Origin of the sequence: Serratia sp. PL17, from assembly GCF_017832355.1 — a bacterium.
Classification (GTDB): Bacteria; Pseudomonadota; Gammaproteobacteria; order Enterobacterales; family Enterobacteriaceae; genus Serratia.
Genome location: NZ_JAFIBY010000003.1, coordinates 490701 through 503056 on the forward strand (window position 1 = coordinate 490701; position 12356 = coordinate 503056).

At 55.6% G+C, this 12356-nt stretch carries 10 protein-coding genes; 6 read left to right on the forward strand and 4 right to left on the reverse strand.

The window, feature by feature from the left end:
- Positions 1–235 precede the first annotated feature (235 nt).
- Positions 236–1324: a YeiH family protein gene (locus tag JOE25_RS13905; protein WP_209636060.1), complete on the forward strand. Its 1089-nt coding sequence runs from the start codon at positions 236–238 to the stop codon at positions 1322–1324.
- Between the two features lie 102 nt (positions 1325–1426).
- Positions 1427–2266, forward strand: a complete 840-nt coding sequence (gene nfo / locus JOE25_RS13910; RefSeq protein ID WP_209636062.1) for a deoxyribonuclease IV — start codon at positions 1427–1429, stop codon at positions 2264–2266.
- 56 nt (positions 2267–2322) lie between these two features.
- On the opposite strand, the gene fruA is transcribed toward nfo, so the two are convergent.
- Genes fruA through fruB form a run of 3 tightly spaced genes read right to left on the reverse strand, consistent with a single transcriptional unit; the run spans position 2323 to position 6097 of the window.
- Positions 2323–4014 carry a PTS fructose transporter subunit IIBC gene (gene fruA / locus JOE25_RS13915; RefSeq protein WP_209636064.1) on the reverse strand — a complete coding sequence of 564 codons (1692 nt, stop codon included), beginning with the start codon at positions 4012–4014 and terminating at the stop codon, positions 2323–2325.
- A gap of 11 nt (positions 4015–4025) precedes the next feature.
- Entirely contained in the window at positions 4026–4967 is a 942-nt protein-coding gene (gene fruK, locus JOE25_RS13920; protein WP_099063729.1) for a 1-phosphofructokinase, read from the reverse strand.
- A complete protein-coding gene (fruB, locus tag JOE25_RS13925) occupies positions 4964–6097 on the reverse strand; it encodes a fused PTS fructose transporter subunit IIA/HPr protein (protein ID WP_209636067.1) in 1134 nt (377 codons plus the stop codon). The genes fruK and fruB overlap by 4 nt, the downstream gene beginning before the upstream one ends.
- Positions 6098–6344: 247 nt before the next feature.
- Here fruB and JOE25_RS13930 point away from each other — a divergent pair, with 247 nt between their 5' ends.
- The 4 genes from JOE25_RS13930 to JOE25_RS13945 all read left to right on the forward strand — a co-directional run bounded on the left by JOE25_RS13930 (position 6345) and on the right by JOE25_RS13945 (position 12020).
- Positions 6345–6767, forward strand: coding sequence for an NUDIX domain-containing protein (locus tag JOE25_RS13930; RefSeq protein WP_209636069.1), 423 nt, complete (start codon positions 6345–6347; stop codon positions 6765–6767).
- A gap of 257 nt (positions 6768–7024) precedes the next feature.
- Positions 7025–8185: a NapC/NirT family cytochrome c gene (locus JOE25_RS13935; protein WP_209636071.1), complete on the forward strand. Its 1161-nt coding sequence runs from the start codon at positions 7025–7027 to the stop codon at positions 8183–8185.
- Between the two features lie 12 nt (positions 8186–8197).
- The gene (gene torA, locus JOE25_RS13940; RefSeq protein ID WP_209636074.1) at positions 8198–10678 is read left to right on the forward strand and encodes a trimethylamine-N-oxide reductase TorA; all 2481 of its coding nucleotides are present in this window, start codon (positions 8198–8200) and stop codon (positions 10676–10678) included.
- Positions 10679–10841: 163 nt separating this feature from the next.
- The gene (locus JOE25_RS13945; RefSeq protein WP_209636076.1) at positions 10842–12020 is read left to right on the forward strand and encodes a sugar efflux transporter; all 1179 of its coding nucleotides are present in this window, start codon (positions 10842–10844) and stop codon (positions 12018–12020) included.
- A 7-nt stretch (positions 12021–12027) separates the two neighbouring features.
- Here the strand turns inward: JOE25_RS13945 and JOE25_RS13950 are convergent, their stop codons facing one another.
- Complete coding sequence (locus JOE25_RS13950; RefSeq protein ID WP_012145951.1) at positions 12028–12282, reverse strand: YkgJ family cysteine cluster protein; 255 nt, start codon at positions 12280–12282, stop codon at positions 12028–12030.
- Positions 12283–12356 lie beyond the last annotated feature (74 nt).

Sequence of the window (12356 nt, forward strand, 5' to 3'; positions counted from 1 at the left end):
CATCAAAGGTGACATCGAATAAAGTCACTGAAATTAATGCAAAATCTGCGCTACTGACCGGCAATAGCGCTCAGGGTGAATACGAGTAATGTTACCACGTTTGCAGAAATCAGTATGAAAGCCGCCGATACCGATTAACCACTTATTCAGATAAGTTATAAACATATAATCAATTTCTCTTTTATGGGGCAAGAACGTAGTCTGTGCTCAAGAATTTGATTAAAAGGGCTGACTTATGGCGACCAATACCACACATACTTTTCCATCGCGGCAATTTCCTCTGTTCGGTTTATCTCACTTAGTGCCAGGACTCCTGTTGACGGGTGCCATCACCGCGTTGGCGGTCTGGGTCGGTGATATTCCGTGGGTGGCCGGATTGGGACTGGGTGCGCTGACACTGGCGATTTTACTTGGCATTGTGGTGGGCAATACGGTGTATCCCTGGTTACAACCGAGCTGCCATGGCGGCGTTCAGTTGGCCAAACAACGTTTGCTGCGGCTCGGCATTATCCTTTACGGTTTTCGTCTTACCTTCCAGCAGATAGCCGACGTAGGTACCACCGGCATCATCATCGATGCGCTGACCCTGAGCACAACATTTCTGCTCGCCTGCTGGTTGGGTAAAAAGGTCTTCGGCATTGACAGCCAAACCGCCATGTTGATCGGGGCCGGCAGCAGTATCTGCGGTGCAGCCGCCGTCATGGCCACAGAGCCGGTACTGAAGGCAGACTCAAACAAAGTGGCGGTGGCCGTGAGCACCGTGGTGGTGTTCGGCACACTGGCAATCTTCATCTACCCATGGATGTACAACCTGAATGAGCATTTCCAGTGGTTCTCCTTTAACCAGGAAACTTTCGGTATCTTCACCGGTTCGACCATCCACGAAGTGGCGCAGGTCGTTGCCGCTGGGCATGCTATCGGACCGGATGCTGAAAATGCCGCAGTGATCTCAAAAATGATCCGCGTGATGATGCTGGCCCCCTTCCTGGTCCTGCTCTCTGGGTATATCAGCCGTAGTCGCAGTACGGGCAGCACCGGGCACAAAGCGGAAAAATCTGCCATCACCATTCCTTGGTTCGCGGTACTGTTTATCGCCGTCGCCGGGCTGAACTCGTTCAACCTGATCCCAGCGACGCTGGTTAAACACCTGATTACCGCCGACACCTGGATGCTGGCGATGGCGATGGCGGCACTGGGCCTGACCACCCACATCAGTGCGGTGCGCCAGGCTGGGGTCAAACCGATCCTGCTGGCTACCCTGCTGTTCGTCTGGCTGATGGTCGGCGGCGGCGCAATAAACCTGCTGGTGCAACATTTCCTCTGATTCTCTTCTCAATGGCCCGCCATTGCGGGCCATCGCTTTTCCCGCCATTCAATCCTACCGCTATCAATGCCATAATGACGCCGATTACACAGGAGAATGAAAATGAAGTTTGTCGGTGCACATGTCAGCGCGTCAGGCGGCGTGGATCAGGCGGTTATCCGCGCGCACGAATTAGAGGCGACCGCATTCGCCCTGTTCACGAAAAACCAACGTCAATGGAAAGCCGCTCCACTGCCTGCAGACGTGATCGATAAGTTTAAAAGTGCCTGCGCGCAATACGGTTACGGTCCAGGACAAATCCTGCCGCACGACAGTTATCTGATTAACCTCGGCCACCCGGTAACCGAAGCCTTGGAAAAATCCCGCGAGGCCTTCCTTGATGAAATGCAGCGCTGTGAGCAACTGGGGCTGACGCTGTTGAACTTCCACCCAGGTAGCCACCTGCTACAGATTGATGAAGACAAATGTCTGGCGCGTATCGCCGAATCCATCAACCTGGTGTTGGATAAAACAACCGGCGTGACGGCGGTAATCGAAAATACCGCCGGTCAGGGCAGTAATCTGGGTTTCAAGTTTGAACATTTAGCGGCGATCATCGACGGCGTGGAAGACAAAAGCCGCGTCGGTGTCTGTATTGATACCTGCCATGCCTTTGCTGCTGGGTACGATCTGCGTACCGAAGAGACCTGCGAACAGACGTTTAAAGCGCTCGGCGACATCGTCGGGTACCAGTATCTGCGCGGCATGCACCTGAATGACGCCAAGAGCGAGTTCGGCAGCCGTGTTGACCGGCACCACAGTCTGGGTGAAGGCAACATCGGTAAAACGGTGTTCAGCTATATCATGCGTGACCCACGTTTCGACAATATCCCGTTGATTCTGGAAACGGTGAACCCGGATATCTGGGCGGAAGAGATCGCCTGGCTGAAAGCGCAGCAGTGATGACCACATAAAAAAACCGGAGCCTGGGCTCCGGTTTTTTATTGCCTGCATCAACGTTAAGCGACCGTCGCCGCCGGAACGTCAGCCCGTTTCAACACCGCGTACGATACCCCCGCCAACAGCGTACCGGCGATAATCGCCACCAGATACAACAGTACCGGTGTGATAGCACCTGGGATCAGCAGGACAAACAGCCCGCCGTGCGGTGCCATCAACTTGGCGCCGAACGCCATGGACAAGGCCCCGGTCAGTGCGCCACCGGCGATGCAGCATGGCAACACACGCATTGGATCACGGGCCGCAAACGGAATTGCGCCTTCGGAGATAAAGCACAGGCCCAGTACCAGCGCCGCTTTACCGCCTTCCTGCTCAGACTTCTCGAACTTGCGACGCGCCAACAGTGTCGCCAGGCCCATCGCCAGCGGGGGGACCATGCCCGCCGCCATAATGGCTGCCATTGGGGCATACACTGAGGAGCTCAGCAGTGCCACGCCGAACGCGTAGGCCGCTTTGTTGACCGGACCGCCCATGTCGGTACACATCATCGCGCCGAGGATCGCGCCCAGCAGCACCGCGTTAGCGGTACCCAATGACTGTAACCAGTGAGTCAGACCTTCCATGATTTTCGCGACCGGCGTACCGACGACGAAAATCATGATCAAACCGACGATCAGGCTGGCAACCAACGGAATGATCAATATCGGTTTCAGCGCCTCCATACTCTGCGGTAGACGCAGTTTGGTGCTGATAAATTTGGCAACATAGCCCGCCATGAAACCGGCAATAATACCGCCGAGGAAACCGGCACCCGTGCTTACCGCCAGCATACCGCCAATAAGACCCGGCGTCAGACCCGGACGGTCAGCAATAGAGAAAGCAATGAAACCGGCCAGTACCGGCACCATCAACGCAAAGGCTGAACCGCCGCCAATCTGCATCAACGCTGCGGCCAACGTACCTTTGACTTCAAACGCCTTGATACCGAACACAAACGACAGCGCAATACACAGACCACCGGCTACCACCATTGGCAGCATGTAGGACACGCCCGTCAACAGGTGGCGATATGGCCCGGCACTCTCTTTCTTCTTGCCCGCAGCGGCTGGTGCCCCGCTTTTCTGCGGTTGGAAAATCTCCGCGTCGGCGACGGCCTTATCCAGCTCTTGCGCCGTTTTCTTCAGTGCCAGACCGGTAGACGTGCGGTACATCGGCTTACCGGCAAACTTGTCCAGATCCACCTCGATGTCTGCCGCGACAATGACCAGATCGGCCGCAGCGACTTCTTCTGGCGTAATGGCATTACCGGCACCCACGGATCCGCGGGTTTCTACCTTTACCCACCAACCGCGTTTTTTAGCTTCACTCTCAATGGCTTCAGCAGCCATAAAGGTGTGGGCGACCCCCGTTGGACACGCGGTAATTGCCACGATACGTTTTGGCCCCGCCCCTTTTACAGGCTCAAGCGGCGCGGCGACAGGTGCCTGGTAGGCTTTCGCGTCGGCGATGGCCTGCGCCAGAAAGGCGTCAGGCTCACGGACAGCGTGTTCAACATCACCCACATAAACCCGTTTGCCGTTCAGTGCGGCATCAGCAGGTGCAGTTTGCCCTGCCACCACCACCAGCTCAGCCTCGGCCAGCGATTCAACCCGTGTCAGACCGGCTTTCGCCGCCGCAGCACCGAGCATACGTTTCGCCAGGTGACCACGTGCCTGTCCCAGCGAACTGTCTATCATCAGCAGTGTTTTCATTCTGCCTCCAGCTATTGATTAAAAGGTTTCAGATCGACACGCGCCATCATTGCGGCCAACTGTGGACGATCGGTCACGCCGACGTTGCTCTGGCTGACTGCCAGCGCAGCCACAGCGGTGGCCAAGCGCAAAGTATGCTCACTGGACTCACGCATCAGCAGGCCATAAATCAGGCCGCCAACCATAGAATCACCTGCCCCCACGGTGCTGACGACTTCGCAAGCGGGTGGCTTGGCAATCCAGGCGCCGGAAGCGTTAACCCACAGCGCACCTTCGGCACCGAGAGAAATCACTACGTGGGCAATGCCTTGATCGCGCAATGCATGTGCGGCCTCAACCACATCGGCCAATTGCGGCAAGGGCCGACCGGCCCAGATTTCCAGTTCACGACGGTTTGGCTTCACCAACCAGGGTGCCGCTTTCAATCCAGCCACCAGTGCTTCACGGCTGCTATCGAAGATAATGCACGGGCACTGTGCACGCAGGCGGACCATCCAGTCGGTAAAGGCATCGGGATCAACCCCGGCCGGTAAGCTGCCACTCACCGCCACCATGTCAAACTGGCCCAGCCAGCTCAGGGAGTCGGTCACGAAACGTTCCCAATCCTGCCCCGTCACTTCAAAACCAGAGAAGTTGAAATCCGTCACTTCACCGTCTTTTTCCGTCAGTTTGACGTTAATGCGAGTGCGCCCCGGAACCACCTGGAAACGATTGGCAATGCCCAAATCGCTGAACAGTAATTGGAAACCGTCCTGGTTATCTTTCCCCAGGAAACCGCCCACAGTGACATCAATACCCAGGTCCTTCAGCACCTTGGCAACATTGATCCCCTTCCCGGCGGCGTGAAGACCTGCGGTTTTGACCAGGTTAACTTCACCGCGCTCAATCTCTGGGCAGAAACCCACCAGATCGTAAGCCGGATTTAGGGTAATTGTTGCTACTCTTCTGCTCATGCTGCGCCCTCGCCCAGTCCTTCGTTAATCGCTTCTCCGATCGCCTTCAGCGCCGCTTCAGCATCTTCACCTTTGGCGGTAAAGCGCAGGTGATGTCCTTTCTTCACGCCCAACGCCACAACCTTCATCAGGCTGCGACCATTGGCCGGTTTGCCACTGCCATCGAGATTAGTGACGGTAATTTCACTGCTGAACTGCTTGATCACGTTGACCAGCGCTGTACCCGGGCGTGCATGTAAACCGTGTTCGTTACGGATCACGTACTCAGCGCTCAGCATGGTGCTTTCTTCTTCTACCTCACTGGTCAACAAGGCCAACACGGTGACGGCATCAGCGTTCAGCAAGCGTTCAGCTTTGTTTGCCAAGAGCAAATCGCTCAAATAATTCAACACGGCCAGCGGCTGCTGATCGGCCACGGACAGCGTCAGCAACAGCGCCACCTTCTCGCCGTCTTCGTCAAAGGCTTGAGCCGGACGGCTGAGGGTCGCTGCACTGGCCAAATTGCCTTCGGTGCTGTCGCTTAACCAAATGCCCTGCCCCAGATTCAGCGGCTTGCGGGTGATGACGTCGCTAACAAACTGCGCGTTAACCACGCCGATCTTCTGCAGGCGGCCTGCATTCAACGCCTGCAGCGTCATCAGGCTGTCGGCGGCCACATCGAGCGCAATCAGAGACGCGTCAAACTTGAACTCCGCCGTCAGCTTTTCACCCATCAACAAACTGCGCAGCTCTTCCGTTGACGTGGTTTTCGCCAGTTGTTCGGCTACGCTGTCATCGCTAAGGACATGGGTCAGTTGGCGCAGGAGCGCCAGGTGCTCATCAGAACGGGCAGCAATGCCGATCACCACAAATGCGGTTTGGCCCTCTCCCCATTCGATGCCCTGCGGAAACTGGAATACCTGTACACCGGTGTTCAACACCAGATCGCGGGTATCGGTGGTACCGTGCGGGATGGCAATGCCATTACCCAGGTAAGTGGAGGTTTGCAGCTCGCGCTGCAACATGCCGTCCACATAGGCGGCGCTGACGCAGCCTGCCTCAGTCAGTGCTGAAGCCACTTGCTGGATGGCTTCCTGCTTGCTACCGGCGGTTGCGCCCAGGTGAATATCTTGCTGTGACAACTGGAACATGATGCTCCTCTCCTGCTGAATTGAATCGTTTCAGCTTCATTGGGAAAAAGGAGCGTTATCGGCACCGAATCATCGTGACAATAACGCTGAAACGTTTCAAGGAGTGTGTAATCAGCCTTGGATGAAAGCAAGTTTTCTCCATTTTGATGTCATAGATTTTTGACCTTACGCACACTTTTCCCGAAGGGTTACCTGTCGCGGCGCTAAAATGACATACTGTGCTGAAATTTTGCTGACGGAGCTATACATGTCTGTAGTTGCAGGAGTCGGTGTGATCATCGTAAACGCGCAAGGGGAAGTACTACTGGGAAAACGCTGCGGTCAGCACGCGCCTTTCTGGTCTATTCCCGGTGGGCACCTGGATGAGGGTGAAACCTTTGAACAGTGCGCACAGCGTGAAATCGCCGAAGAAACCGGGTTGATGATCGCCCCACCTCGTTTTATCGGTATCAGCAATAATCTGCAAACCTGGCGCGCCGAAGGAAAACATACGGTATCCGTGTGCTTGCAGACACAGCATCCCGGCGGCACACCCGAACGCAAAGAACCGGATAAATGTGCCGAATGGCGCTGGTGTTCTCCGAATGCCTTGCCGGAGCCGCATTTTGAAGCCAGCCGCAATGCCATTCACCTGTGGCTGACCGGCCAGGCTTATCTGCCAACAGAATAGCCGTTTCCATTCAGAGTTTTTCCTCTCTGTCCGTGATCTTTCTCATGGCATGATAAAACCACATAAAAAATGCGTTATATAACTCAGAATATAACGCTGTAAAATCCCTCGAATGGCCGTTTTTCCTCTAAAAATAACCCTATAGTATTAGATGTCTTTGCTAATAATACCTATACTTCCCCAAGCATGTCGGCGTTCGGTCGACACTTTTTTGGCAAGGTTTTCCTTGGTATTTCATAATTATAAGCGGGTTCAATATGACCAATAAACTCACTGGCTTGATAAAAAAGCACCGCTGGGGATGGCTGTGGATTTTGCTCCTCGGAATTATCCTCGGGGCAGCATTATTAGCGGGCACCGCGACGGTATTCCACAAAACCAGCGACACGGCCTTCTGCGTTTCCTGTCACACCATGCAACAGCCGCTGGCTGAATATCAGGGCAGCGTCCACTTCCAGAATACCAAAGGCATCCGTGCCGAATGTGCCGACTGCCACGTTCCGCATGAGCCGCTCGATTACCTGTGGACCAAAATCCGCGCGGTAAAAGATATTTATGGCGAGATGGTGGGTACCATTAATACACCAGAAAAATATGAGGCACATAAGCTGGCCATGGCTCAGTCGGTATGGAAAACGCTGAAAGAAAACGACTCCGCCACTTGCCGCTCGTGCCACAGCTTTGATGCTATGGACATCACTGCTCAGCGACCTGAAGCACGCATTCAGCATCCAGTGGCCATCAAGCAGGGCGAAACCTGTATCGATTGTCACAAAGGTGTGGCACATATCCTGCCGGATATGAGTGGCGCAGCTCAGGCTGGTGCAGCCGAACTGGCAAAAGCGGCCGCTGAAACCTCACCAACCGCGACCACGCTGTACACCATTGCCACTGAGCCCTTCTTCCTGAAGCCTGACGACAGCCACAACGCCGGTAACTTGATGCCATCCACCGAGGTTCAGGTGATGAAACAGGAAGGTGACAAAGTGCTGGCCAACGTCACCGGCTGGCAGCAAGACGGTGTCAGCGAAGTGTTCTACGCGGCACAGGGCAAGCGTATTCTCAGCGTGCTGCTGGGTGAAGACGCACGCAAACTGCTGAAAACCGGGAGCACCATGACCGACAGTGAAACGGGCCTAGTGTGGCATCAAGTTTCTCTCCAGGTATGGTTGCCGCGTAAACAACTGATCGACGATCAGCAAAAAATCTGGCGCTACACGGCGGATATGATGTCTGCCAACTGTACCGGTTGCCACGGCCTGACCGCACTCGATCGCTTCAACGCCAACCAGTGGATCGGCGTAATTAAAGGTATGGCTCCACGCACCTCGCTGACGCAGGAACAACTGCGCGTTCTGACACAATACGTGCAGAAACATGCCAGTGACATGCAACCCGCCGCACCAGCCAAGCTTTAAGGGAGAAGCGAAATGAGCAAATATCAACAACAAGCGTTAAAAATGAGCCGCCGCCGCTTCCTGACCGGTGCCACTGCGCTGGCCGCAGCACCTTTGCTGGCAGGCTTGTGGCCCAAATCCGCATTGGCGCAGGCTATTAGCCAGGCGCTGCCACAGTTTGTGGTACTGCGCCAGGCACAAAAAGGCATTCTGACGGGCGCACACTGGGGCGCTTTTGAAGCCATAGTACAGGACGGCAAAATGGTCGGCGTGCAGCCGGTTAAAGACGATCCTTATCCGAACGAACTGATCACCATGGCACCTTATCAAGTCCATGCTGAAAACCGCATCAAATACCCGATGGTGCGTAAAAGCTGGCTGGAAGGGGGCCCCGGTAGCCATACCGAGTTACGCGGTCGCGACGAATGGGTGCGCGTCAGTTGGGACAAAGCCATTGAACTGGTGTGCGGTGAGATTACCCGTCTACAGAAAGACCACGGCCCACAATCAATCTATGCCGGGTCTTATGGCTGGAAGAGCGTCGGCATGCTGCATAACAGCCGCACACTGCTGCAACGCCTGATGAACCTGACCGGCGGTTTCCTCGGTTATGCCGGCGACTACTCCACCGGTGCAGCCCAGGTGATCATGTCACACGTGGTGGGCTCTATGGAGGTTTACGAACAGCAGACCGCCTGGCCTAACGTGATAGAAAACAGCCAACTGGTGGTTCTATGGGGCTGTAACCCAATGATCACGTTGAAAAACAGTTGGAACGTGCCGGACCACTACGGGCAGACGGGCTTTGAGGCACTGAAGAAGAAAGGCACCCGGGTGATCAGTATCGATCCGGTGCACAACGACAGCGCCAAATTCGTCGATGCGCAGTGGATCGCCCCGCGCCCTTATACGGACGGCGCTATGCTGATCGGCATCGCTCACACGCTGTTGACCGAAAACCTGCATAACCCTGACTTCCTGAAAACCTATACTGCCGGCTTCGACAAGTTCCAGGCCTATCTGCTGGGCGAAACCGATGGCACGCCAAAAACCGCCGAATGGGCTGCCGATGTGTGCGGTGTCGATGCCGACGTGTTACGCCAACTGGCCCGCGACATGGCAAAAAATCGCACCATGATCATGGGCGGTTGGGGTATTCAACGCCAGCATCATGGCGAACAACAGCACTGGCTCTTGGTCACCGTCGCGGCGATGCTCGGCCAAATCGGCTTGCCGGGCGGCGGTTTTGGCTTCAGTTATCATTACTCTTCCGGCGGGAGCCCGACGGCGAAAGGCGGCATCATTTCCGGTATTTCTGCCGGTAACGCGCCGAAGAACTCGCCGGCCCCGATCCCGGTGGCACGCATCGCCGAATGCCTGAGCAATCCAGGCAAGACCATTAACTTCAACGGCGCGCAGGTCACCTACCCTGAGGTGAAAATGGTGTATGTGGCCGGGGGGAATACCTTCCACCAGCATCAGGACACCAATAATCTGGTCAAGGCGTGGCAACGGCCGGACACCATCGTGGTGAACGAACCCTATTGGACCGCCACGGCCAAACACGCCGATATCGTACTGCCAGCCACCACCAGCTATGAACGCAACGATCTGGAAATGGGGGGGGATTACTCGCAGCTGTATGTATTCCCAATGCATCAGTGTGTACAACCACAGCATGAGTCGCGCAGCGACTTTGATATCTTCGCAGCCATGGCGGCCAAACTGGGAGTGCAAGATGCCTTTACCGAAGGCAAAGATGAAACCCAGTGGTTGAAAGGCATGTACGATGACATGAAAACGCAGGCGCGCGCCGCCCGGGTGGCCCTGCCACCGTTCGACATGTTCTGGGCATCCAATAACTATGTGCGCTTCCCGGTGCCTGAAGCCAACACGCAATGGGTGCGTTTCGCCGACTATCGCGAAAACCCGTTGCTCAATCCATTGGGTACGCCGTCCGGTAAAATCGAGATTTACTCCGACGCCATTGCCAAAATGAAATACCAGGATTGCCCCGGCATCCCAACCTGGATGCCACCGCATGAGTGGTATCGCGGACCGGAAGCGGTTAAATATCCGCTGTCACTGAACACCGCACACCCGATCAACCGCCTGCACTCACAGCTCGACAATACGCCGCTGCGTAAAAAGTATGCGGTCGCAGATCGTGAAGCGATTGTGATCCATCCACAGGATGCCCAATCACGCGGTATCGCTAACGGTGACTTGGTACGTGCCTTTAACGATCGTGGCCAGATCCTGGTTGGTGCCGTGGTCAGTGAGGACGTACGCCCTGGCGTGGTGCGTATCAGCGAAGGGGCCTGGTTCGATCCGGCGGATCCGTCACAACCGGGGTCGCTGTGTAAGAACGGCAACGTCAACTGCCTGACCTTTGACATTGGCTCCTCCAGCCTGGCCCAGGGTAACTGCGGGCAGATGGCTCAGTTGCAGATAGAGAAGTACCAGGGTGAGGTGCTGAAAAACACCGCGCACGACGTGCCAATCGGCGCATAACGCGGTATATCCGAATACCCGGGCGATGGTGACATCGCCCTTTTTCTCGACTTATGCGGGTAAGAATTTTTTACCATTAAGCAGAATGAAACCGGTTTCTGATTAATTTAAACGGGCGTATTATGCGCGCGACTCCCTCAATTATGGCTATTTGCTGACCTCTATGCCTAGTTCAACTGCGGTAACACGACGCTCCCCCGACCTCACTTCACTGGCATTTTTAGTGGTGGCCTTCCTCACTGGGATTGCCGGTGCGCTGCAGACCCCGACGCTGAGCCTATTTCTGGCGACAGAAGTGAAAGTGCGCCCTTCCATGGTCGGGTTATTCTTTACCGGCAGCGCCGTCATCGGCATTCTGGTCAGTCAATTTCTTGCCCGACGCTCGGATCAAAAAGGCGATCGCAAAACACTGATTTTTCTGTGCTGCATGTTGGGTGCACTGGGCTGTGTGCTGTTCGCCTGGAGTCGTAATTACTCTCTTTTGCTGGCCGTCGGCGTGATGCTGACCAGCTTCGGTTCCACCGCAAACCCCCAGATGTTTGCCCTGGCACGCGAGCATGCCGACCGTACCGGTCGCGAAGCCGTGATGTTCAGCTCGATCCTGCGTGCACAGGTTTCCCTGGCCTGGGTCATCGGTCCCCCTATCGCCTTTGCATTGGCATTGGGATTCGGTTTTAAGGTGATGTATCTGGCTGCCGCGGCTGCATTTATTCTGTGTGGCGCGCTGGTGTGGACAATGCTGCCATCGATGCGCAAAACGCCGGTGCCCGCCAGCACCACGCTGGAAGCTCCGCGCCAGAACCGTCGTGATACGCTGCTGTTGTTTATGGCCTGCACCTTTATGTGGACCGCCAACAGCATGTATCTGATCAATATGCCGCTGTATATGGTGCATGAACTGCAACTGCCGGAAAGATTGGCGGGGATATTAATGGGCACCGCAGCCGGGCTGGAGATACCCACCATGCTGGTCGCCGGTATGGTGGCGAAACGCTTCGGCAAGCGCTTCCTGATGCGTTGTGCTGTGGTGGCAGGCCTGCTGTTTTACCTTGGCCTGTTGTTTATCACCGGCACCTGGCAGCTGATCGCCCTGCAACTGCTTAATGCTGCCTTTATCGGCGTGCTGGCAGGGATTGGCATGCTCTATTTTCAGGATCTGATGCCCGGACAGGCCGGTGCGGCCACCACCTTATTTACCAACACGACCCGAGTGGGCTGGATCTTTGCCGGTTCAATTGCCGGTGTAGTGGCAGAAATCTGGAGTTACCACGCGGTATTTTACTCCGCGCTGGCGATGGTGATCGGTGCAGTACTGTGTTTGTGGAAGCTCAAAGACGCATAACGCGGATTCAAGGTGCCGTATCCGCTTCCAGCTTAGCCAAATAGATGAGCGCCTGATCGCGGTGGTCATGACACATTTCACGGCTTGCCTGCAGGCTGCCACAGACTTTTGGCCGCAATGGCGAGTGAAACAAACCACAACGTAGCTGCTCACTCAGATGAATGCAGCGGGTATTCGCGGGCTTGCCGTTGGGCATGCCGGGGATCGGGCTGGATATTGAAGGCGCAATACAACAGGCGCCACAGTCGGCACGGCAGTCCATCAGCGAGTCTCCCGGTGGGCTGGCGGAATTGAAGCGCGACAATATCAGTAGCGCGCATTGCCCGCCAGCATAAT